At 59.6% G+C, this 22,958-nt stretch carries 19 protein-coding genes and 4 pseudogenes; 17 read left to right on the top strand and 6 right to left on the bottom strand.

The window, feature by feature from the left end; all coding sequences use genetic code 11:
- From ACIPIN_RS06820 to otnI, 4 genes are all read left to right on the top strand, one after another.
- On the top strand, positions 1-547 hold a 547-nt coding region (locus ACIPIN_RS06820; protein WP_401116898.1), incomplete at its 5' end, for a nucleotide-binding domain containing protein.
- Positions 544-1,182, top strand: a complete 639-nt coding sequence (locus tag ACIPIN_RS06815; RefSeq protein WP_401116896.1) for an aldolase — start codon at positions 544-546, stop codon at positions 1,180-1,182. The genes ACIPIN_RS06820 and ACIPIN_RS06815, both read left to right, overlap by 4 nt.
- 188 nt (positions 1,183-1,370) lie before the next feature.
- The gene (locus tag ACIPIN_RS06810) at positions 1,371-2,831 is read left to right on the top strand and encodes an SLC13 family permease (protein WP_401116894.1); all 1,461 of its coding nucleotides are present in this window, start codon (positions 1,371-1,373) and stop codon (positions 2,829-2,831) included.
- A gap of 105 nt (positions 2,832-2,936) precedes the next feature.
- Positions 2,937-3,719 (top strand): 2-oxo-tetronate isomerase, encoded by a 783-nt coding sequence (gene otnI / locus ACIPIN_RS06805; RefSeq protein ID WP_401116892.1) that lies wholly within the window; start codon positions 2,937-2,939, stop codon positions 3,717-3,719.
- Positions 3,720-3,876: 157 nt separating this feature from the next.
- Here the strand turns inward: otnI and ACIPIN_RS06800 are convergent, their stop codons facing one another.
- The 3 genes from ACIPIN_RS06800 to ACIPIN_RS06790 all read right to left on the bottom strand — a co-directional run bounded on the left by ACIPIN_RS06800 (position 3,877) and on the right by ACIPIN_RS06790 (position 7,120).
- Positions 3,877-4,695 (bottom strand): DeoR/GlpR family DNA-binding transcription regulator, encoded by an 819-nt coding sequence (locus tag ACIPIN_RS06800; protein WP_401116890.1) that lies wholly within the window; start codon positions 4,693-4,695, stop codon positions 3,877-3,879.
- A 148-nt stretch (positions 4,696-4,843) separates the two neighbouring features.
- The gene (locus ACIPIN_RS06795; protein ID WP_401116888.1) at positions 4,844-5,047 is read right to left on the bottom strand and encodes a YbdD/YjiX family protein; all 204 of its coding nucleotides are present in this window, start codon (positions 5,045-5,047) and stop codon (positions 4,844-4,846) included.
- A gap of 15 nt (positions 5,048-5,062) precedes the next feature.
- The gene (locus tag ACIPIN_RS06790; RefSeq protein WP_401116886.1) at positions 5,063-7,120 is read right to left on the bottom strand and encodes a carbon starvation CstA family protein; all 2,058 of its coding nucleotides are present in this window, start codon (positions 7,118-7,120) and stop codon (positions 5,063-5,065) included.
- A 368-nt stretch (positions 7,121-7,488) separates the two neighbouring features.
- Here ACIPIN_RS06790 and ACIPIN_RS06785 point away from each other — a divergent pair, with 368 nt between their 5' ends.
- The 8 genes from ACIPIN_RS06785 (at position 7,489) to ACIPIN_RS06750 (ending at position 16,279) form a co-directional block, all read left to right on the top strand.
- Positions 7,489-8,850 (top strand): cache domain-containing protein, encoded by a 1,362-nt coding sequence (locus ACIPIN_RS06785; protein WP_401116884.1) that lies wholly within the window; start codon positions 7,489-7,491, stop codon positions 8,848-8,850.
- A 33-nt stretch (positions 8,851-8,883) separates the two neighbouring features.
- Positions 8,884-9,516, top strand: coding sequence for a response regulator (locus ACIPIN_RS06780; RefSeq protein ID WP_401116882.1), 633 nt, complete (start codon positions 8,884-8,886; stop codon positions 9,514-9,516).
- Positions 9,517-9,780: 264 nt separating this feature from the next.
- The gene (locus ACIPIN_RS06775; protein ID WP_401116880.1) at positions 9,781-10,656 is read left to right on the top strand and encodes a DNA/RNA non-specific endonuclease; all 876 of its coding nucleotides are present in this window, start codon (positions 9,781-9,783) and stop codon (positions 10,654-10,656) included.
- 191 nt (positions 10,657-10,847) lie between these two features.
- Positions 10,848-12,851: an aminotransferase class I/II-fold pyridoxal phosphate-dependent enzyme gene (locus ACIPIN_RS06770; protein WP_401116878.1), complete on the top strand. Its 2,004-nt coding sequence runs from the start codon at positions 10,848-10,850 to the stop codon at positions 12,849-12,851.
- Positions 12,852-12,877: 26 nt separating this feature from the next.
- Complete coding sequence (locus tag ACIPIN_RS06765) at positions 12,878-13,660, top strand: transporter substrate-binding domain-containing protein (protein ID WP_401116876.1); 783 nt, start codon at positions 12,878-12,880, stop codon at positions 13,658-13,660.
- A 197-nt stretch (positions 13,661-13,857) separates the two neighbouring features.
- Positions 13,858-14,571 carry an ABC transporter permease gene (locus ACIPIN_RS06760; protein WP_401116874.1) on the top strand — a complete coding sequence of 238 codons (714 nt, stop codon included), beginning with the start codon at positions 13,858-13,860 and terminating at the stop codon, positions 14,569-14,571.
- Between the two features lie 5 nt (positions 14,572-14,576).
- Positions 14,577-15,275, top strand: a complete 699-nt coding sequence (locus tag ACIPIN_RS06755; protein WP_401116872.1) for an ABC transporter permease — start codon at positions 14,577-14,579, stop codon at positions 15,273-15,275.
- On the top strand, positions 15,275-16,279 hold the full coding sequence (locus tag ACIPIN_RS06750) for a DMT family transporter (protein WP_401116870.1): 1,005 nt from the start codon (positions 15,275-15,277) through the stop codon (positions 16,277-16,279). The genes ACIPIN_RS06755 and ACIPIN_RS06750 overlap by 1 nt, the downstream gene beginning before the upstream one ends.
- Here the strand turns inward: ACIPIN_RS06750 and ACIPIN_RS06745 are convergent.
- A pseudogene (locus tag ACIPIN_RS06745) lies at positions 16,235-16,702 on the bottom strand (TetR/AcrR family transcriptional regulator); the annotation flags it as partial. The gene ACIPIN_RS06750 and the pseudogene ACIPIN_RS06745 sit on opposite strands and share 45 nt — an antisense overlap.
- A gap of 181 nt (positions 16,703-16,883) precedes the next feature.
- Between ACIPIN_RS06745 and ACIPIN_RS06740 the strand changes: the two are divergent.
- From ACIPIN_RS06740 to ACIPIN_RS06725, 4 genes and pseudogenes are all read left to right on the top strand, one after another.
- Positions 16,884-17,900: a succinylglutamate desuccinylase/aspartoacylase family protein gene (locus tag ACIPIN_RS06740; protein WP_401116868.1), complete on the top strand. Its 1,017-nt coding sequence runs from the start codon at positions 16,884-16,886 to the stop codon at positions 17,898-17,900.
- A 405-nt stretch (positions 17,901-18,305) separates the two neighbouring features.
- A complete protein-coding gene (locus tag ACIPIN_RS06735; RefSeq protein ID WP_401116866.1) occupies positions 18,306-19,556 on the top strand; it encodes an MFS transporter in 1,251 nt (416 codons plus the stop codon).
- A gap of 16 nt (positions 19,557-19,572) precedes the next feature.
- Positions 19,573-19,953: a hypothetical protein gene (locus tag ACIPIN_RS06730; RefSeq protein WP_401116864.1), complete on the top strand. Its 381-nt coding sequence runs from the start codon at positions 19,573-19,575 to the stop codon at positions 19,951-19,953.
- 260 nt (positions 19,954-20,213) lie between these two features.
- Positions 20,214-20,417 (top strand): annotated as a pseudogene (locus ACIPIN_RS06725) (efflux RND transporter permease subunit); the annotation flags it as partial.
- Positions 20,418-20,477: 60 nt separating this feature from the next.
- Here the strand turns inward: ACIPIN_RS06725 and ACIPIN_RS06720 are convergent.
- Positions 20,478-20,588, bottom strand: a pseudogene (locus tag ACIPIN_RS06720) (efflux RND transporter permease subunit); the annotation flags it as partial.
- On the opposite strand from ACIPIN_RS06720, the pseudogene ACIPIN_RS06715 reads away from it, so the two are divergent.
- Positions 20,589-20,807 (top strand): annotated as a pseudogene (locus tag ACIPIN_RS06715) (efflux RND transporter permease subunit); the annotation flags it as partial.
- 50 nt (positions 20,808-20,857) lie between these two features.
- Here ACIPIN_RS06715 and ACIPIN_RS06710 read toward each other — a convergent pair.
- On the bottom strand, positions 20,858-22,909 hold the full coding sequence (locus ACIPIN_RS06710; RefSeq protein WP_401116862.1) for a phosphatase PAP2 family protein: 2,052 nt from the start codon (positions 22,907-22,909) through the stop codon (positions 20,858-20,860).
- Positions 22,910-22,958 lie beyond the last annotated feature (49 nt).

Here is a 22,958-nt window from a genome sequence, read left to right as displayed (position 1 = left end):
CCTCGATGCCTCGAAACTCCCGGCCGTGTTCGGCGGGGAAGTGGTGTTGGCCGGCAGTGCTTCGATCGCCACCAATGGACAAGTGGCTGCCTGGCTCGAAGCCGGCCGGCCAGCCTTGCGGATTGATCCGTTGGCCTTGGCTGCAGGTGAACCGGTGGTAGCGCAAGCGTTGACTTTCGCTCGTGATAACGAACAAACCGTATTGATCTACGCCACCAGCTCACCGGATGAGGTCAAGTCGGTGCAACAGCAACTGGGTGTTGAGCAGGCCGGCAGTCTGGTGGAAAACGCCTTTGGCAAAATTGCACAAGGTCTGCGCCAGAGCGGTGTGCGCCGTTTCGTGATCGCCGGTGGAGAGACCTCGGGCGCTGTGGTTCAGGCGCTGGGCGTACAGCTGCTGCAGATCGGCGCGCAGATCGATCCGGGGGTGCCGGCGACCGTCAGCAGTACTGACGAACCTTTGGCGCTGGCACTCAAATCGGGCAACTTCGGTGGCCGGGATTTCTTCAGCAAAGCCTTGAACCTGCTCGCGGGAGGTGCAGAGTGAGTAACGAAAACGCCTTGCGCGAAGAAATTTGTGAGGTTGGCCATAGCCTTTACCAGCGCGGATACACCGTTGGTAGCGCCGGCAATATCAGCGCGCGCCTGGACGACGGTTGGTTGATTACGCCGACCGACGTCTGCCTCGGGCGACTCGATCCGGCGACCATTGCCAAGGTCAATCTGGCCGGCGAATGGGTGTCCGGTGACAAACCCTCAAAGACCCTGGCGCTGCATCGCCAGGTCTACGACCGCAACCCGAGTGTTGGCGGCGTGGTGCATACCCACTCCACCCATTTGGTGGCGTTGACGCTGGCCGGTGTCTGGCAGCCGGACGACATTTTGCCGCCGCTGACGCCCTATCAGGTCATGAAAGTCGGGCACATTCCGTTGATTGGCTACCAGCGACCCGGTTCGCCGAAGGTTGCCGAACAGGTCGCCCGGCTGGCGAACAGCGTTCGCGGCGTGATGCTTGAGCGGCTCGGACCGGTGGTCTGGGAAAGTTCGGTTTCCAAGGCCAGCTACGCCCTGGAAGAACTCGAGGAAACTGCACGGCTCTGGTTGATGAGCAACCCCAAGCCCGAACCGCTCGATCAGGCGGCGCTGGACGAGTTGCGAGAGACCTTCGGTGCGCATTGGTAGACCGTCGATTTAGCACGACAGATAGATGACGCAGGCCCTGTCCGGGAGACGCGCAGCGACTCTCGATGGTCCCGGCTTGCCTGAAAAACAATAACAAGAGGAAATCCAAGCATGACTCACCTTCACGGCGGCATTTTCAGATCCAGTGGCAGAACCGTTTCGTTTACCCGGCGTGGAGGGTTTCTGAAATGAGCCCGTTAGTCCTGATGATTACGGCAGGGGTGGGCATCGCGTTGTTGTTGTTCCTGGTGCTCAAGTACAAATTCCAGCCCTTCGTCGCCTTGATGCTGGTGAGTATTCTGGTGGCACTGGTGGCCGGGGTGAAGCCGGCCGATCTGGTCGCCACCATTGAAGGCGGCATGGGCAAGACCCTGGGCCATATCGCGATCATCATTGCCCTGGGCGCGATGATTGGCCGGATCATCGAACTCTCCGGCGGTGCCGAGGCGCTGGCCAAGACGTTGATCACCCGTTTCGGTAATCGGCGTACGCCCCTGGCACTGACGATTGCCGGCTTCATGGTCGGGGTGCCGGTGTTCTTCGAGGTCGGCGTGATCATCCTCATGCCGCTGGCCTATAGCGTCGCTCGCAGTGCGCGTAAGCCGCTGCTGGTGTTCGCGCTGCCGATGTGCGCGGCCTTGCTGACCGTGCACGCCTTTCTGCCGCCACACCCGGGCGCAGTGGCCGCTGCCAGCCAGTTGGGCGCCGACCTCGGCCGCGTGCTGATGTTCGGTCTGCCGATCACCGCGCTGCTTTGCTATGTCGTCTACCGAGTGGCCGGGCGCATGACCCGTCGGGTGTACCCGATGACCGACGATATTCGTGCCGAGGTCTACGGTCCGCATGTCACCAATGAAGATCTGGCCGCCTGGTCCAATGGCAACGACAAGAACGCTGCGCAAGCTGCCGTGGCCGCGTCGCACATGGGCCTGGAAGAGTCCACCAGCAGCATCGTCTCCAAATTGCCGCCGGCACCGCCGCCGGGTTTTGGCCTGATTGTCAGCCTGATCCTGTTGCCGATCATTCTGATTCTGCTCGGCACCCTGGCCACCTCGCTGCTGCCGGCCGAATCGATCCTGCGCAGCATCATGACCGTGCTCGGCGCACCGCTGGTAGCACTGCTGATCGACACTTTGCTGTGTGCCTGGTTGCTGGGTTCGCGTCGGGGCTGGAGTCGCACTCAGGTGTCCGACGTGATCGGCTCTGCCTTGCCCGGTGTTGCGATGGTGATCCTGATTGCCGGCGCCGGCGGTGTATTCGGCAAGGTATTGGTGGATACCGGAATCGGTGCCGTGGTTTCCGATATGTTGCGTACCACCGGTCTGCCGGTACTCGCGCTAGGCTTTCTGCTGACCATGTTGTTGCGTGCGGTGCAGGGCTCGACCACGGTGGCGCTGGTGACCACCGCCGGCATTATCAGCCCGCTGATTGCGACCCTCAACCTCACCCCGAACCACATGGCCCTGCTGTGCCTGGCCATGGGCGGTGGCGGGTTGGCCATGTCCCATATCAATGACGCCGGCTACTGGATCTTCACCAAACTGGCCGGGCTGAGTGTGGCCGACGGCTTGCGCACCTGGACGGTACTGACCACGTTGCTCGGTACGTTGGGTTTCGGTATTACCTTGCTGATCTGGCCGTTTGTCTAACGAACTGTCGACCTGTAGGAGCCGAGCTTGCTCGCGATGGCGATCTCAAGGATGCCATCGCCGGCAAGCCGTGCTCCTACAAAAAAGCCATTTGTAGGAGCTACCATGCCTCGTTTTGCTGCAAACCTCAGCATGCTCTACCCGGAACATGCGTTTCTGGATCGCTTCGCTTCTGCCGCTGCCGACGGTTTCGAGGCGGTGGAGTATCTGTTTCCCTATGACTACAGTGCACAGGAACTCAAGCAGCGCTTGAGCGACAACGGTCTGGTGCAGGCGCTGTTCAACGCACCGCCCGGTGACTGGGCGGCGGGGGAGCGGGGCACGGTGTCGTTGCCCGGCCGGGAGGGTGAATTTCGCAGCGGTTTCGATCGAGCCCTGGAATATGCCGCCGTGCTGGGCAACTCACGCATCCATGTCATGGCTGGCCTGCTGCCCTCCGAGAACGACCGGGCACGGCATCACGGCATTTACCTGGAGAACCTTGCCTACGCCACCGCCCAAGCGGCCAAGGTTGGCGTCACGGTGTTGCTGGAGCCGATCAATACACGGGACATACCGGGCTTTTTCCTCAACCGGCAGGATCAGGCCCAGGCCATCTGCAAGGAAGTGGGCGCCCGCAACCTCAAGGTTCAGTTCGACTGCTATCACTGCCAGATCGTCGAGGGCGACCTGACCACCAAATTACGCCGGGACTTCGAGGGTATTGGCCATATCCAGATTGCCGGTGTGCCGGACCGACACGAGCCGGATCTGGGAGAGGTCAACTATCCCTATCTGTTCGAGTTGATCGACCAGTTGGGTTATGACGGCTGGGTAGGGTGCGAATACCGGCCGCGCGGCGACACCTCGGCGGGCTTGCAGTGGCTGCGCGACTGGAAGGCGCGCTAGGCTCTGTACGAAAACGGCCTGCGCGACGATCATGCTGCGTTAAAAACAGGCTCGCAATGCTCATGTAGGTCCCTACACTCCGCTTGCTCGCCTGTTTTTGCCTTGCCTGGTCGCCGCTCGGCGAGTTTTCGTACAGACCCGAAGGCGCGTTAGGGTTCTACGCGCCGCTATCAGAGGGCAACAGCAGTTCCACACCTTGCTTGCGGATGCCATCGGCCGCGGCGGCGGTCAGCGCGTCGTCGCTGAGGATGATGTCGAACTGCTCGAGCCCGGCGATCCGGTACATGCTGAAGGTACCGTACTTCGAACTGCTGGCCACCAGCACCGTTTGCGAGGCCGATTGCATCGCCACTTGCTTGACCTCCACCTTCAGCGCCGAAGGTGTGGTGAGGCCGCGACGCAAATCCCAGGAACTGGTGGAGATGAAGGCGATATCGGTGACCACCTGCCGCAAAGTGGCAACCGCCAATCCGCCTACGCAGGAATGGTTGGAGTGATCCAGCTGTCCGCCGGTATGAATGACCGTGACGTGGGGTGCGTCCATCAAGGCTTGGGCAACGCCGAAGTCGTTGGTCACCACGGTCATGCCGGAAAGCGCCTTGACGTACGGGACGATCTCCAGGGTACTGGTTCCCGCATCCAGGTAAATCGTCATATCGGCATGCAGCAGCCGGGCGGCGAGTTTCGCCATCGCCTGCTTCTGCGGCAACTCGACCACGGCTTTGAGCTGATGGCTGGGCTCACTGTGCAGTTGGCTGGCGATTCGAACGCCACCTGTTACCGAGTAGGCGCGACCTTCCTGTTCCAGCAACGCAATGTCGCGGCGCACCGTCATGTGCGAGCACTCGAACATTTCCATCAACTGATGAACACTCAGCACCTGATGCTTGCGCAACTGTCGCAGCATCAATTCACGACGCTGTTCAGGAATCATCGGTGCGCCGCTTTCGGCGGCGATGTCCTTTTGACTAGGCATTCGGGCTCCAGAATGAAGAAAACCGCAGACAAGGAAAGCGGGGCAAACATAGTAGCGAATCTGCGTTAAAGGAACGAGTTGTTGCGGATTACTAACGAAAATGCTCCGTATCTTTCGATACGGAGCATTTTTTTATCGTCGTGGGCAATCAACAGCAACGAGGCGATTGTCCATTCCCGCCACCGTAACGAGCCTCCTGGCGCTCCCGGAAGAACACCTCATAGCTCATCACCGGTTTGTCCGGGTGTTTGCTTTGCATATGCTCGACGTAGGTGTCGTAGTCGGGCATGCCGACCATCAGGCGCGCGGCCTGACCGAGGTATTTACCGAGGCGACTCAGGTCATTGAACATGCTTGCAATCCTCGATTACGCGTCCGGAATAGCCTGGAATGGCGATTCTTTATCGGTGCGCTCTTTGCTGCCCCAGGCCGAAATACCGACCTTGATCGCATAGAACAGAATGCTGAAGACCACGAACAGGAACAGCGCCGTCAGCGTTGCGTTGGTGTAGGCGTTGTAGATCACGTGCTGCATCTGCGTGATGTCCTTGGCCGGAGCGAGGATCTGACCGTTGGCCAGCGCATCGCTGTATTTCTTGGCCAGCGACAGGAAGCCGATCGCCGGGTTGGCGTCGAACAGCTTGATGAAGCCTGCGGTGGTGGTGCAGATCAGCAGCCAGGCTGCTGGCAGCAAGGTCACCCAGATGTAGCGTTGGCGTTTCATTTTGATCAGCACAACGGTGCCGAGCATCAGTGCGATACCGGCCAGCATCTGGTTGGAGATACCGAACAGCGGCCACAAGGTGTTGATGCCACCCAGCGGGTCGATCACGCCTTGGTACAGCAGGTAACCCCACATCGCCACGCAACCGGCGGTCGCGATCAGGTTGGCAGTCCAGGATTCCGTGCGCTTGAGCGCCGGGACAAAGGAGCCGAGCAAATCCTGCAGCATGAAACGCCCGGCACGCGTACCGGCGTCGACTGCGGTCAGGATGAACAGCGCTTCGAACAGGATCGCGAAGTGGTACCAGAACGCCATGGTGTTCTCACCCGGCAGAACGCTGTGCAGGATCTGCGCGATACCGACCGCCAGGGTCGGCGCGCCGCCGGCACGGGCCAGGACGGTGGTTTCACCGATGTCCCTGGCCACCGCTTGCAGGGCTTCCGGGGTAATTGCAAAACCCCAGCTGCTGACGGTTTGCGCGACTTGCATCACATCACCGCCGACGATTGCCGCCGGGCTGTTCATGGCAAAGTACACACCTGGTTCGATCACCGAAGCGGCAACCATCGCCATGATGGCCACGAAAGACTCCATCAGCATGCCGCCGTAACCGATGTAACGGGCATGGCCTTCGCTGGCCAGCAGCTTGGGCGTAGTCCCCGAAGCGATCAGCGCGTGGAAACCCGAGACCGCACCACAGGCAATGGTGATGAACAGGAACGGGAACAGCCCGCCTTTCCACACCGGGCCGGTGCCATCGATGAACTGGGTCAGTGCCGGCATTTTCAGCTCGGGCATGGTGATCAGGATGCCGATTGCCAGGGCCATGATGGTGCCGATCTTGAGGAAGGTCGACAGGTAGTCGCGCGGCGCCAGGATCAGCCAGACCGGCATTACTGCCGCGACGAAACCGTAGCCGATCAGCATCCAGGTGATCTGGATTCCGGTGAAGCTGAAGGCCTTGGCCCAGACCGGATCAGCGGCAATCTGCCCGCCCAGCCAGATCGAACCGAGCAGCAGCAGCACGCCGACAACGGAAATCTCACCGATGCGGCCAGGGCGGATGTAGCGCATGTACACGCCCATGAACATCGCGATCGGGATCGTTGCCATCACCGTGAACATGCCCCACGGGCTGTCGGCCAAGGCCTTGACCACGATGAGCGCCAGCACCGCGAGGATGATGATCATGATCAGGAAGCAGCCAAACAGCGCGATGGTCCCGGGGACACGGCCCATTTCTTCACGGACCATATCACCCAGGGAACGGCCGTTGCGGCGGGTCGACATGAACAGGACCATGAAGTCCTGAACGGCACCGGCCAGCACCACGCCGGCGATCAGCCAGAGCGTACCGGGCAAATAGCCCATCTGCGCTGCCAACACTGGACCAACTAACGGCCCCGCACCTGCAATGGCCGCGAAGTGGTGACCGAAGAGAATATGTTTGTTGGTCGGGACGTAATCCAGACCATCGTTGTTGACGACGGCGGGGGTGGCTCGACCGGGATCGAGCTGCATCACCTTATTGGCGATAAACAGGCTGTAATAACGGTATGCAACCAGATAGATAGCGACTGCTGCGACTACGATCCAGAGGGCGTTGATCGCTTCGCCGCGGCGCAGGGCCACGACACTCAGCGCAAAAGCTCCCAGGACAGCCACGGCAAACCAGGCGAGGTGTTTAGCCAGACGGGTCATTGCGTGTCTCCTGCCGACAGCCAGTGGACTGCGGCGGTAATTTTTATAATTGTGTCCGCTGTGCGGAGCTGGCCCAATATCCACGCATGCCGTCAATAAATGTATCCGCACGACTACGTACGCACCACCTGCGTAGTTCTACGTAGACGACGCTGATCTCCTTGTGGGAGCGGGCTTGCTCGCGAAAGCAATCTGTCATTCAACATCGATGTTGTCTGATAGACCGCCTTCGCGAGCAAGCCCGCTTCCACAGGTTTTGCATTTCAACTGAGCCGCACGTCATTCCGTCCAGCACCGCTACTGGACGCGCGTATCTTTGGCATATGATGCCGGGCCTTCGCCTTCCCTCGGTCCGGTCAGGAGCAGAGATGCAGCTCAAACATAAAATCGTCGCGCTCGGGATTCTGCCGCTGGTGTTGGCGATTGCCGTCATCTGCGCGCTGGTGATTTCTCTGAACCGCCAACTGGGTGATCAACAGGCGCAACTGATCGAAGACAGCATTCTGGCCAGCAAGCGTGCAGAACTGAAAAACTATGTCGAAATGGCGCAAAGCCTGATCGCGCCGCTATACGACAACGGCAAGGGTGACGAGCACGCACAGCAACAAGTTCTGGAAGAACTGCGTAAGCTCAGCTTTGGTATCAATGGCTACTTCTTTGTTTACGACCGTCAGGGCCGTAGCTTGATGCACTCGCGGCAGTCGGAACTGGTGGGCAAATACCTGTGGGACATGAAGGACCCTCACGGCCTGCCGGTGATCCAGGCGTTACTGAAAAGTGCGGAGTCAGGAGAAGGCTTTCAACGCTATGCCTGGAACAAGCCCTCTACCGGTCAAGTGACCGACAAGCTTGCCTATGTCGTGATGCTGGATCGTTGGGGCTGGATGCTCGGTACCGGCATCTACCTTGAGGACGTTGAGCGCGCAACACAGCAGGCGCGTGACGAGGTGGCTCAAGGCATCCGCAAAACGATGCTCGCGATTGCGGTGGTAGCCCTCGTGGCAGTGCTTTTAGTCTTCGCCAGCGGCATGACGCTGAACGTCAGCGAGCATCGTCTGGCCGACAAAAAACTTCAGCGGTTGACCCAGCGTATCGTCAGTTTGCAAGAGGAAGAGCGATCACGGGTTTCCCGTGAGCTGCACGATGGTATCAGCCAGGTACTCGTTTCCATCAAGTTTCAGTTCGAACTGGCCAGCCATGTGCTGGAGGGTGGACAAGACAAGGGTTTGAGCATTTTAAGAGACGCCACGGAGCGCCTGGGAGAGGCGATTGGCGAGGTTCGCAGCCTCTCTCACGACCTACGCTCGTCGCTGCTCGACACGCTGGGTCTGCCGGCGGCGATTGGTCAACTCGCAGCGGAGTTTGAGCAGCGGAGCGGGCTCGTGGTGACCTACAACAACAACGAATTCGATTGCCACTTGGTAGATGGGGCACCGGTCTCGTTGTTTCGCATTGTGCAAGAAGGCCTGACCAACATCGAACGACATGCGCAGGCTCAAAACGTATCCATTACCCTGCACGGGTCCGAAGAATCCGTAAGGCTGACGGTGGTCGATGACGGTATCGGTTTCAACGTCGCCCTGGTCGAACGTCGTCACTCCGGCATTGGCCTGCGCAATATCCGTGAACGCGTCGAGCATTTTGGTGGACGATTCGACCTTGCATCGATGCCGGGAAGAAGTGTGCTGGACGTTCTGCTGCCGATGAAAATTCCCGGTACAAAACACTGACTAACCCAATAACAACAAGAGTGAACGCCCCCGATGAACCTGCTTTACCCAATCCGCGTCGCCCTGGTCGACGATCACTCCCTGGTCCGTGATGGGATCAAGGCTCTGCTGGCGGTCATGTCCCCCCTGGAAGTGGTGGGAGAGGCCGAAAATGGAGCTGATGCGATTGAGATGGTGAGGCTCTGTCAGCCAGACCTGTTACTGGTCGACATCAGTCTGAAGGACATGAACGGACTTGAGCTGACCCGAGTGTTGAGCAAGCAGTATCCGTTGCTCAAGATTCTTGTACTCAGCATGTACGACAACTATGAGTATGTGAGTGAATCTGTTCGTTCTGGCGCCAGCGGCTATGTGCTGAAGAATGCACCTTCACGGGAAATCATTGCTGCCATTGAAGCTATCGCCAGCGGCGGGACATTTTACAGTGCAGAGATCGCACATCGGCTCATCGCCGACAAGAATACCGATAACGAGCTGACGCCGCGCGAGAGTCAAGTGCTGTGCAAGATGGTTCAGGGAATGAACAACAAGGAAATGGCCCGCGAACTGGACATCAGCGTTCGGACCGTGGAGACCCATCGTTTGAGCATCCGTCGCAAACTCAACATCGACAAGCCCGCGGCCTTGGTCAAATACGCGATTGACCACGGGATAATCTCGCATTAAGGCCAGTCTGGTCTGATTGTTTTGGGTGCCGTCCGCGCCGCTGGGATGATGCAGGCGGTCACGTCGATGTTTTTGCGGGTCATGTCTATTCCTGTTTCGGTAGTAAAAGAAACTCCTTTGATTTCAAAGGGTCAGACGCTAGGTGCGAATCTCGTTATGTTGTTGTCAGCATTGAAAAAAGAGGCTTTGGCCTCTTTTTTCGTACCGGCGATTTCAGGGCTTTGCCGCAAGTATCCCCCTTAATCCAACTCAAAGATTCCAAGCATGAACCTACGCAAAATTGCAGTGGGGCTGTCGGCCCTTGTTTTGTTCTCGACGGGTGCGGCAGAAGCTCGCAGCCTGCCGGACTTCCTCAATCTGCCCAGCCAGCATGAGGAGCAGGGGCACCGTTCAGGCTCAATCAGCCAGAACGCAGCGATTGACCTTTATTCAAGCAAACAGAAACAGGCATCGTTTGATGGGTGTGCAGACCTGTTCCCGGCAGCCAGGCCGATCAGCATCGCCAGTGTGCCGGCAATGATGAAGCCCTTGGCTCTGTGTTCCGACAACTTTGCGGTGCTGTACTCGCAAACCAGCAAGACTCCGTTGGTTGTGGTTGAGCGTCTTAATTCAGCTCTGCTTGAGGATGCCAAGGGGGAGGAGCGAACCAATCAGTTCTATCCGGACCCACGCATTCCCAAGAGCGGGCGGGCCGAGTTGAGCGACTACCGTGGCCAACATCCGGCAGTGGATCGCGGCCATCAGTCCCCGGCAGCCGATGCACCGAGTCCGCATGCAATGGCCCAGTCCTTTGCGCTTTCAAACATGGTGCCGCAAGACCCGACCAATAACCGGAAGATCTGGAGCAAGGTCGAGTCTGATGTCAGGAAGTTCGCGAAGCGAGCCGATGGCAATGTCTTTGTCTTTACCGGCCCGCTCTTTGACGCTGGCCATTCCACGATTGGCGACAACAAGGTCTGGGTACCTGACCGCCTGTTCAAGCTGGTCTACGACGCTTCGTCCAAGCGCGCCTGGGCCTATGTGCTACCCAACGCGGAAACCCGCATTGAGAGGCCGGTGGACTATGAGACTTTTGTGAAAATCACGGGACTCAACCTGCTGGAAAACCTACCGGTCTCGGGTTCAGTGGTTCGATCCTGATCGACGAAAGTCCGCTTCTCTGACGAGAGTGTGGAAAACAGCCCGACTGTCGTAAAAACGACCTGTTTACGCTGAACGCGAACCCTGGTGACTTTTCTGTTGAACGAGTGTTCAGCTTCGACTATGTTCGTTCCACCTTCTCCCCGGCTGGTTGCGGGCTTGCGTTTCTTCTATTCGAACGAGGCACTGGCATGCGGTTTTCACCCTTTGTTGAGCGGATCTCAGGCCAAGGCGTTGCCGCTTGGGATATTCACAATGCAGCGTATGAAGCCCAGCGCCGTGGCGAGGATGTGATCATCCTCAGCGTCGGAGACCCGGATTTCCCCACTCCAGACTTCATCACCGATGCCGCGATTCACGCGCTGCGAGAGGGTGACACCCACTACACCGAAATCGCCGGTCGCCAGGCCTTGCGTGAAGCCATCGCCGCTCGGTACAGCCAACTGTTCGACCGTGAGCTGCAAGCGTCAAACGTCATCAATGTGGCAGGGGCGCAGAACGCGCTGTTCGTCACCTCGATGTGCCTGCTCACTGCCGGCGACGAAGTGATTGCCCTGGACCCGATGTACGTGACCTACGAGGCGACGCTCAAGGCCTCCGGTGCGACGCTGGTGCGCGTGCCCTGCGCGGCGGATTCGGGTTTCAGGCTCGATGCTGCCGTGCTGGCCAAGGCCATTACCCCGCGCACTCGGGCTATTTTTTTATCCAATCCAAACAACCCCACCGGTGTGGTGCTCAACCGCGAAGAGCTGCAAGCCATCGCCGACCTCGCCATCACCCATGACTTGTGGGTCGTGGTGGACGAGGTCTATGAGAGCCTCGCGTTCGAGCGCGAGCACCTCAGCCTGGCGGCCTTGCCGGGCATGGCCGAGCGTTGCGTGGTCATCGGCAGCCTGTCGAAATCCCATGCCATGACCGGCTGGCGTATCGGCTGGATCGTCGCCGATGAATCCCTGGTGGCGCATGCCGAAACCCTGGTGTTGAGCATGCTCTATGGCTTGCCGGGGTTTGTCATGGAGGCCGCGCTCAAGGCAGTGCAGGCCCATGAGGACGTGACCCACGGCATGCGCGAAATCTATCGCCGTCGTCGCGATCTGGTGGTGGCGAGCCTGTCTGATTGCCCGGGGATCGCAGTGCTTAACCCCGATGCCGGCATGTTCGTGCTAGTGGACGTGCGGGGCACTGGCCTGAGCTCTCTGGAATTCGCCTGGCGTCTGTTGCGCGAGGCGGGCGTATCGGTCCTGGATGCGGCCGCTTTCGGCGAGCCGGCACAAGGCTTTGTGCGGCTCTCGTTCACGCTGGGTGAAGAACGACTGGCCCAGGCCTGCCAGCGTATTCGCGATTTTGTCCTGGTGTTGAAAGGCGAAGCGCCGAGACCTGCGATCACCCGTGTGACCAGCGAAGCGGCCGTTGAGCCGGTCGCGGGCAAGACCATGATCGAAGTCGATGGCCTGCACAAACGCTTCGGCAATATCGAGGTCCTCAAAGGCGTCTCCCTGACGGCCCGCGAAGGCGATGTGATCTCCCTGATTGGCGCCAGCGGCTCGGGCAAAAGTACCTTGCTGCGCTGCATCAACATGCTCGAAGTGCCGGACCAGGGTCGCATTCTGGTGGACGGTGAAAGCATTCACTTGAACTTCGATCGTCCCGGCGCGCCGCTGGTGTCCGACGCCAAACAGCTGGTACGGATTCGTTCGAGCCTGGGCATGGTGTTCCAGAACTTCAACCTCTGGCCCCATCGCACGGTGCTGGAAAACCTCATCGAAGCGCCGACTCAGGTCCTGCGTGAAAGCCGTGCGGAGGCCACTGAACGGGCCGAAGCCTTGCTTGAACGCGTGGGGCTTGCGGCCAAGCGCAACGAGTACCCGGCGTTTCTCTCCGGGGGACAGCAACAACGGGTGGCTATCGCCCGGGCCTTGGCCATGCGGCCCAAGGTCATGCTGTTCGATGAACCCACCTCGGCACTCGACCCGGAACTGGTCGGAGAAGTGCTGCGGGTGATTCGCTCTCTCGCCGAAGAAGGCCGGACCATGATCCTGGTGACCCATGAGATGGCCTTTGCACGCGATGTCTCTTCCAAAGTCGCCTACTTGCATCAAGGGTTGATCGAGGAAGCCGGTTCGCCGGACGAAGTGTTCGTACACCCACGCAGCGAACGTTGCCGACAATTCGTCAACGCTCATCAGACTCGCTAATAACATAAAAAAAACGGGGAACAATCATGGGAAATCGACGTTTGGCAAACTGGTTAACCGGCGTGGCCTGCGTAATGCTGGCCGGTATGAGTGCGGCACAGGCGCAGCCGATCAGGTTCGCGGTCGCAGCAGAACCCTACCCGCCGTACACCGAGAAGCAGGCCAACGGTGAATGGAAAGGCTTTGAAGTCGACCTGATCCACAAGCTGTGCAGCGAAATGAAAGCCGAGTGCGAGATCAAGGAAGTGGCGTGGGACGGGATCATCCCGTCGCTGCTGGCGAAGAAGATCGACGTGATTTTCTCCTCCATGTCCGTGACCGAAGAGCGCGAAAAACAGATCGCGTTCAGCAAGGCCTACTATGACTCGGCGATCGCGATTGTCGGGCCCAAGGGCACTGCTGTGAACAAGTATCCGGATGACCTCAAGGGCAAGATCATCGCGGTGCAGAACTCGACGGTGAGCGCCAGCTACCTGAAGGCTTACTACGAAAAAACTGCTGAAGTGAAGTATTACGACACCCAGGACTCGGCCAACGCCGACCTGATTGCCGGTCGTGTCGACCTGATGATGGCGGATGGCACGGCCATGGCGGCATTCGTCAAGACGCCGGATGCCAAGGACCTGGCCTACCTGGGCACGGTGCCTTATGACCCGATCTTCGGCAAAGGCGTGGGCGCCGGTCTGCGCAAGGATGACACTCAGCTCAAGGCCAATCTCGACAAGGCGATCCAGAAGTTGCTGGCAAGCAAGGACTATGACGACCTCTCCCAGAGCTACTTCGGGACCAGCGTGAAACCCGCGTTCTGACAGTAATACCGGACGTCGGCCACCCGAATGAAAACGGTGCGCCGACGGCCTCTTGTGGGAGCGAGCTTGCTCGCGATGGACGTCAGTGCGCTGCGGTTCATCAGAAAACCCGCGTTATCGTTAGCGTTTTTTCGCGAGCAAGCTCGCTCCCACAGGGATCGCGGCAGGCGGTTGGTTTGCGATAACGGGAGAGTGAAATGCCAGCAATGTTCGAGTTGATCGATTTCAGCGAACAAGGATGGGGTGGTGCGCTGTTGAAGGGGCTCTGGATGACCCTGCAGATATCGGCCGGGGCCTTTGTGGTCGGGCTGTTCATCGGACTGGTGGTGGCCTGCCTCAAGTTGAGCGCCCCCAGACCGATCGCGGCGCTGATGCGCGGCTACACCACGTTGTTCCGGGCGGTTCCGGAGTTGTTGCTGATCCTGTTGCTGTACTACGTCGGTTCCATGCTCCTCAATTCGCTGATGGCCCGGATGGGTTACTCCGCTGTGAATGTCAGCGGCCCTCTGGCGGCGATCCTGGTGCTGGGATTGGTGCAGGGCGCCTACGCCTCGGAGATTTTTCGGGCGGCTATCCAGGCGATTCCCTTCGGCCAGATCGAGGCGGCAAGAGCATTCGGCCAGAGCGGGTTCGGACTGTTCCGGCGGGTAACGCTGCCGATCATGGCGCCCTATGCGATGGCCGGGATGGCCAACCTGTGGATCAACCTGATCAAGGACAGTGCCTTGATCAGCGTGGTCGGCACCAACGAGCTGTTGTATACCGCCAAGCAAGGGGCGGGTTCGACGCGCCACTACCTGTTGTTCTACCTCACGGCCGCGGCGATGTACTACGCGGTGACGTTGGCGTCCAACTACCTGTCGGGACGGCTTGAGCGACGCACTCGTCGCTGGATGCCCTTGGCTGAGTGAATGAAATGATTCCAGCATGGATAGTTGAATACGCGGCGCTGTTGGGCCGAGGGCTGCAAACGAGCATCACCATTCTGTTGATTGCCAGTGTGTTCGGTTTCGTGCTGGCGGTGCTGGTGGCGCTGGCCCGGATCTCGAAGAACAAAGTGATCGCCAAGGCCAGCCTGTTCTACACCAGTGTGCTGCGCGGTACACCTTTGCTGATCCAGATCTACATCTTCTACTACGGGCTTGGCAGCCTGTTTGCGCAGTTTCCGCTGATTCGTGGCAGTTTTCTCTGGCCTTATCTGCGTGACGGTTACTGGTACATCGTGTTCGCCCTGGTGCTGTCGGTGGGCGCCTATGTGGGCGAAGTGATTCGCGGCGGCCTGCTGGCAGTGCCAAAAGGGGAAATGGAAGCCGCCTCGGCCTTTGGCATGACCCCGCGCCAGTCCCTGCTGCGGGTGCGCTTGCCCCGGGCCATGCGGTTGCTGTTGCCGACATTGGCCGGAGAGACCGTGATGTTGCTGAAGTCCACGGCGCTGGCCTCGACCATCGCGGTGATCGACCTGCTGGGCGCCGCCAACGTGGTCCGTGCCCAGACCTTGCAGGTGTATCAACCGTTGCTGCTGGTGGCCGGGGTGTATGTCTGCCTGACGTTCCTGATCGAGGCGCTGTTCGCCTTTGCCGAGCGGCGCGGGACGCCGCTGCGCAGGTCGGTGTAATGAACTCGCCACGGGTTGACCGTTCGTTGCAGGGCATTGGCCTGTGCACCTTGGGTTATGCGTTCCTGGCCTTGCAGGACGCGGGCATCAAGTGGCTGGTGGCCGACTATTCGGTGGTCAGCATCCTGTTCTGGCGCAGCCTCGTGGTGGTGCTCGCCTGTCTGCTGGCAGGACGCCTGCGGCTGGTTCAGCGGGCCTGGCGCTCGCCGAGCCGGCGCTTGCTGGTGGTGCGCGGGTTACTGTCGATTGTTGCCTGGCTGCTGTATTACACGGCAGCCCGGGACCTGACTCTGGCGGAGATGACCACGCTGTATTTCTCGGCACCGATCATGGTCACGGTGCTGGCGGCAGTGATCCTCAAGGAACGTGCCAGCGGCTGGCAGTGGTTCACCCTGATCATCGGCTTTGTCGGCGTGATCATTGCCTGTCGCCCCAGCAACATGGCCGACCCGTTGCCGATCGTTTTGACGCTGCTGGCGGCGATGTGCTGGGCGTTCACCTACATCCAGTTGCGGCAGGTAGATGACCAGACTTCAGTGTTGGAGCAGATGCTGATCACCAACGTGGTGTTTGTCATTTGCATGATGGTGGCGTTGCCCTGGACCCATACCCCATCGCCGACCTCGGCCTGGCTGGGGATGCTTGGCGCCGGGCTGGTCGGCGGTATCGGGCAGTTTCTGCTGTTCGCCAGTTTCCAGCGGGCCACGGCGATCTTGCTGGCGCCGTTTGAGTACACCGGGTTGATCTGGGCATTCGCGCTGTCGAACCTGGTCTGGGGCACGCTGATGGATGTGTCGCTGATGATCGGTGCCGGGCTGATTGCAGTCAGCGGCACCCTGGCGATGATCTTTGGCCGCCACCCGTCACAGGACGTCGTTGGCGCTGAATGCTCCGTGACGCAATCCCTTTATCCAGCAACGACAGATATGGAGGCCGTTGGCGGGGCTGAAGGTTTCGGGGTTCAGGCACCATTCGATCCAGAGTCCGTCGAGCATCGCCGATAAGCCGATGGCGGCCAGGCGGGTGTCGTGGATCACGAAACCTTCGCTTGCCGCCAGTCCGTCCAGCAGTTGGCGGAGCAGATCGAGGTAGGCGCGGTAGCTTTTTTCGTGGGACTGGCTGACGTGTTCGGAATGGCGGATCAGGCTCCAGAACACCACCCAGACTCCGAGCAATTGCGGGTCCATGACCCGGGGCGAAAAAGAGCCTGTAAGGAACGCGTCCATCTTTTCGGCAGGCGTGCCGGCCTGCTCGATTTCCTGGAGCAGGGCGGTGGTCAGTTCGCTCGCGAGCTTTTGGTAAGTGTCGGCGATCAGTGCATCGATGGTACCGAAATGATGATTAAGCAGGCCGACGGACACCCCGGCCTCGGTGGCGATGCGACGCACGGAAATACCGGCGTGACCGTCGCGGACCAGGCAACGCATGGTGGCGGCAATCAGCATTTCGCGGCGCTCGTCGGGTTCAGCGCGGCGGTTTTTTGGAGAGGGGGTGGTCACGTGACAGTCCTTGGATGCAGATCCTGATGGGCGAGCTTAGTTGAACGTGCGTTCAATCTCCAGTGAAGGCGGCATCGGGTTTTAACGGTCATGACGGGAGGGCAAGTGTATGGCGCAGGATATTTCGTTCAGTGTTCGCAACAATAACGGTGACGCAGTGCGGGTCGGCGCCTGGCGTTTTGAGGGCGATGGCAGCGGACCGAAGGTGCACTTGCAGGCCGGGGTACATGCCGATGAAATCGCCGGGATGCTGGTCTTGCATGTGCTGATGCAGCGGCTTCAGGTCGCCGAGGCCGAGGGCCGCCTCAAGGGCAGCGTGACAGTGGTGCCACAGGCCAATCCCCTGGGCATCGGGCAGTTTCGCCAAGGGCGAATTCTCGGTCGGTTTCACGACGCCACCGGCCATAACTTCAACCGTTCGTTCGACCAGTCGACAGCAATGGCCCGACCTTCGACCAATGTCCAGGCATGGCAAAAAAGCCTGGTACAACTGGCGGCCATGGCGGATTTAATGCTCGATCTGCACACCGATGACGAGGCAATACCGTACCTCTACGTTCACCGCAGTTTCTGGCCACGTGGCCGCGAACTGGCGGCGGCGATGAAGATGGATGTGGCGATCATCTGGGATGAAGGTGGCGATGGCTCCTTCGAGGAAACCATCATTGCGCCCTGGCTGCGTGATGGCGTCACGGACCAGCACTTGGCGGCGACGCTGGAATTGCGCGGGCAGGGTGATGTCAGCGATCGGTTTGCCGAACAGGATGCCGCGGGGCTGTACGTCTGGCTTTGCGGTTGTGGGGTAATCGATGAGGCGCTGTCACCCGGTGACTGGCCCGTCGAGGCAATGGAAATGGGCCATATGGAGACTATTCTCGCGCCGCAGTCCGGGGTGCTGGTCTTTGAAAAAGAGCTGGGCGATTTCGTCGAAGAAGGGCAGCGGTTTGCGCGGATTCTGGGGCGGCCGGGTGATCCGTCTTCCGAAGTGGTGCTGTGTGCCGAGCAAGCGGGGCGGATGGTGACACGCTATCGGGATCGGCTGGTGCCTCAGGGCATGGTGGTGGCGAAATTCACCGGAGCCCGGGTGTCGCGCAACTGGAGTGGCGGATTGTTGGACCCGAACTAGGAGGGGTAAGCGGCAGCCTTCGTGCTGCAACCGGATGTTAACTTTTGTATTTCTGGATAACCGAGATATCAGCTGTCACTGCCATGCACCGATTCCCGGCAACTTGTTACCTAATATCTCGCTGTGGCGCAAAAAAATACCTCAGGACTCACCAGTCCAAAGATCGGGTGGGGGGCTGTTTTTTTCGCTTTTTTATATTTGATCCAGTGTGTTGTGCGGCTTTCAGGCGCTCTGGGGTACCTGGGCAAAGACGAATGGAGAGTGGTTGGCCGCAAAGTTGCATACATGTATGTACAAGTCTATATGCCCACCATTGACGGATATGTACGGGGAACACCTGATGAAGCTGGGGGGCATTGATGATGCCGGCGCGTCCGCGCCATAAAGATCCGAGAGCAAACCGTGATGAAAACCAAAGTATTTCCAGGATGGTACGTAGTGTTCGCGGCACATCTGCTGCTGGCACTTATCTTTGGCGGCGCCTACTCCTTCGGGGCGTTTTTTTCGCAGATCCAGTCCAACTTCGATGTGGGGCGTTTTTCCGTGGCATCGGTGTTTTCACTGACCGCCTTCATCTACTACGCGGTAGGGGTCTTTTCCGGATCTCTGGCGGATCGCATCTCGACCCGGGTCGTGGTCTGCGCCGGCATCATCTTTCTGGCGCTCGGTTTTTTTCTCGGTAGCCTTGCTTCCGGCTCGTTGCAACTGTTCCTGGTGTGCTTCTGCTCCCTGGTCGGATTGGGGGTCGGTCTGGTGTATGTACCGACGGTGGCAGCGGTCCAGCGCTGGTTCATCAAGAGCCGCAGCAAGGCTTCGGGTATAGCGCTGGCGGGAACCGGTGTCGGGACTTTTGTCGGACCGACAGCTGCCGGGCTGTTGATGCAGCACTTTTCCTGGGAGTCGACGATGCAGATCTTCGCCGTAGCCATTCTTGTCGTTGGCCTGCTGGTGGCGTCGCTGGTCAGGAGCAATCCCCAGGAGCTAGGCCTTTTGCCGGATGGCCTCGCCCCCTCGGCGAGCGGCGGGCCTCAGGCGGCCCCCAGCGGCATGCGCTTGGCCGAAGCCGCGAGTACGGGGCGATTCTGGTGGTACTTCGGGGCGATTTTTTTGGGCTCGGTCGGGTTGTTTCTCGCGCTTGTGCACATCAACCCCTACGCTCGCCAGTTTGGCATTTCCGCCACCCAGGCCAATTTGTTGATTGGGCTGATCGGCGTCGGCAACGTAGCCGGCCGGTTGTTTCTGGGGAGTATCGGTGACCGGATGGGCGTGCGTCGCCTGTTGATCGTTCTGACCTTCTCGCTGGCGCTGCTCAGTCTCCTGTGGCTCGGAGCCCATACATTCGTCACGCTGGCGCTGTTCGCCATTTGTTTCGGCGTGGCCAATGGTGGCTGCATATCCCTCTATCCATCGGTGGCTGCCAGCTGGTTCGGCACGGCGAATCTGGGGGCGATCCTGGGCGCACTGTACATTTCGGTCGGGCTGGCCGCCCTGATCGGAGGGAGCGCCGCAGGGCTGCTGTTCGACCTTTACCAGAACTACTCGGTATCGATCATATTGGGTGCGTTTTGTGCGTTGCTGTCGGTAGGGTTTATTCTGATTGCCGACCGCCAGTCCTGTCTGAGTTCGCCGGCCATACTTAGTCAAACTTCCCGTTAATCCGCCCGAGAAAAATATGCCCACTGCCGAGACACTTGAGCGCTTCATCGCGCGAGTTGAACAGAATGCACATGCCCAGGCGTGTGAGGAGTTTTACACCGTGGACTCTTCGATGCAGGAGAACCAGGCTCCGCCAAGGATTGGGCGAAGCGCGCACGTGGCGAACGAACATAAAGTCATGGCGCGAGCCAAATCTGTGTCGTCGAAGTGCGTACGTCCAGTGTTCGTGAGCGGGGATAACGTCGTCATTCGTTGGGTCTTTCATTTTGAGTGGCTTGATGGAACGGCTACTCACATGGAAGAACTTGCATACCAGCGCTGGGAAGGCGAGCGGATCGCTGAGGAGACATTCTTCTATGATCCAGCGCAACGCGTTCCCAGCAAAGGCGCGTCTTGAAAGTCAGGCGCTGATATCCCGATCTTATCCAGAACGGATTTGTCATCAAGCAAAAGCCGGGCATGTGAATGCCCGGTCTATCTCTAATAGGTCCAGAATTGAGTCAGTCTCTTTTCGTACAGGGCCTGGGGGCCTCACGCTCAAAGATCGACCTGTTCAACACTTGATGTCGTGCGATCGGTGTCTTTGACATCGAAGGGATTTGCATCCAAGACGCTTGCGGGAGACTGCGTAGCCGGCACTAGATCGATCACGCAGGTGTGCCTCGGGCCGTGATCGAACAAGGCCTGAAAGTCGAGCAGGTGCGCGCCAATTTCCTGATGATCTACACCCTGTCCTACACCGACGGGCAGCAGGACTCTATCGGCCTGGCGGACTACGCGGCGCGAGGCATCAACAACGAGATTCGCCGAGTGGCAGGGGTTGGGCGGGTGCAGATGTACACGGCCGAGCGCGCCATGCGCATCTGTCATGACGATTGGCCGAAACCGCAAGCGCGCGGCCTGGGCCGCCGCCTGGGCGAGGCTTTCACCCATGCTGCCGGCGGGCACTTGCACGTTTTGCGCAGCGATGGCTTTGCTCACGTCGGCCATCGACAGGTTGTAACCCACCAGTCGTGTGGGATCGACCCAGATCTGGCCTTCATCCTCGGCGTCGTGCCACTGGCGCTGGCCACCGACGCCGGCGCGGCCAGCCAACGTGCCATCGGTACCGGCGTGATTGGCGGAATGCTGGCGGCAACGGTGCTCGGGGTTTTGTGGGTGCCGGTGTTCTTCGTTTGGGTGCTGTCGCTGAGCCAGCGTCTGCGGCACCTGCGTGGCGATGAATCACGAGCTATCAGAAACTATCCCTGAAAACGGCGCTCATCGCGCGATGGATCCTGACAGTCAATCCTTCGCCGCGATCAGTCGGACATTGTTTTCTGTGTCTTACCGTGGCGAGCTAACAGGACCTGGCCATCCCAATCCACATCTGCCGTGCCTGCGGTTCGAGAGAGGAGCCGCGCACCGTCAAAAGCGGCAGCTAGCGTGCCCCGTGGTGCATTCACACCAGGCTGTGTCGACGTCAACGTGACGAGGGACAGGGGATGATAGAAGCGCTCCTCGACAACCGAGCCCATCCACAGCGATGAAGTACGCCCGTTCGTGAGCTCGAAATCGACGACCCACACTCGAAGCACGAGGCGCGAGCTGGTCAGTGCGCTACCACTATTCGGTCGAACAAGCGTCAGACTGGGGAGGCGACCACTGGCGAAAAGTGGAATAACCGGAAGAGCTGCCGGATCGGTCTGGACGGAAAACCAATTCAGGGCATTCAACGGTGTCCAGTCCGCCGAGTTGCGCCACCCGTTGTGCTGCAGGACATTTTGCAAGTCCTTCAGATCACCGGCCCACTGGAACGTCAGTGGCTCATTCGTCTCGCCAGTCAGATCAATACGTCGCACCGGCAGTTGCTGCCAACCCGACGCCCACCAATCGGTGGCGGCCATGGACGGAGTTCTTACGTTGACGGCGTATCGGTCGCTATCGGTCGCATGGCTACGATAGATATTGAATCCTCCGGCGAGAATCAGTGCTGAACATCCGGCGGCGAGTAGGCCCTTTGGCTCAATGCGTCCGGCTTGTCGCCCCAGGTAGCACAGTCCGAGCAGCGCCAGCCACGCGGATCCGAATGCCAGCCCCCCGAGCACGTCGGAAAACCAATGCGCACCAAGGTAGAGGCGCGAGAAGGCAATCAGAAATATCAGGGTTGCTGCGCCGAGAGCGACCACGAGGCGCCATGCTGGGCGGATCTCACGCGCGATGAGGAAGGCGAGGAAACCATAGAGCACGACATTCACCGTGCTATGGCCGCTGGGGAAGGAAAAGGCGCTCCACCCTGAGTAGAGAAGCTCGCCGGGTCGAGGTCGATGCAATGCCACTTTGATGACCGTGTTGAGCGCCGAAGCACCGGCAATCGCTACCAGCCAATAGGCAGCGGTACGCCAGGCGCGTTTGTACATGAGCCACAGCAAGACAACAATCGTGACCGCCACCACGACCGTGGTGTCGCCAAGTTCTGTGATAGCGATCATCACCGCATCGCCGAGTGCTGTACGAAGATCTTGAAGAGCGTGGTATATCGCGCTGTCTGCGAGCAGCAACGGGTCACCGGTGACGACATCTTCAAGGATGCCAAAGAAGAGCCAGGCTGCACCGACGAGTAGCGCAGCCGACAATGCGAGAATCCGTGCTTCGGGCCGCGAAGGATCGAGTAAATGGGTGAGACTGCGGCTCAGCCAAGTGTCGTGGGTGCCGGCCCAGCGCCGCAGCCGCCCCATTGCGTCGATGAAGTAAGGGACGCCGCGACGCAACGTCCAACGCACGATATGCAGGAGCGCCCAGCCCGTCGCGAGTAGAACGACCAGCAGGATCGCGACCGGCTTGGCGGCCGCTCCGAGAATGCTGAACGTCGCGCCTACGAGCACACCGGACAGGATATGCGATGGAGCCCAAGCAAGTGCCGAGGCAACATTGACCGCATAGAACCGACTGACCGCCATTCCCATCATGCCGGCGAGGAGCGGGATGAAGGCGCGGACGCCCGGTACGAAGCGCGCGAGAAACACACTCTTGGCACCGTGACGCTCGAAAAAGGCCTCGCTGCGCTGAATCAGTTCAGGGTGACGGTTCAATGGCCAGAAACCAAGAATCTCGCGGTGGTATCGATGCCCGAGCCAGAACGAAAGACCATCACCAGCGATAGCACCTGACGTGGCGGCGACCAGCAACGGCCAGAGCAATAACACGCCACTCGGCACCAAGGCACTGAGCGCGAGGATCACGGCCGTGCCTGGAACGACGGCCCCGATGATCGGGATTGACTCGGAAAGTGCCAGAAGAAACACCGTCAGATAGGCGACATGCGGATGCGCCGTTAGGAACTCGATGACCGATGAGACCAGGGACGTCATCATTCGCGGGCTGCCTATGCAATGTTGTTGGTTAGGCGATCAATGTACGTGT

This window comes from Pseudomonas sp. NPDC087697, from assembly GCF_044743155.1.
In the GTDB taxonomy this organism is placed as follows: Bacteria; Pseudomonadota; Gammaproteobacteria; order Pseudomonadales; family Pseudomonadaceae; genus Aquipseudomonas.
This window is presented reverse-complemented; position numbering and strand designations above follow the sequence as displayed.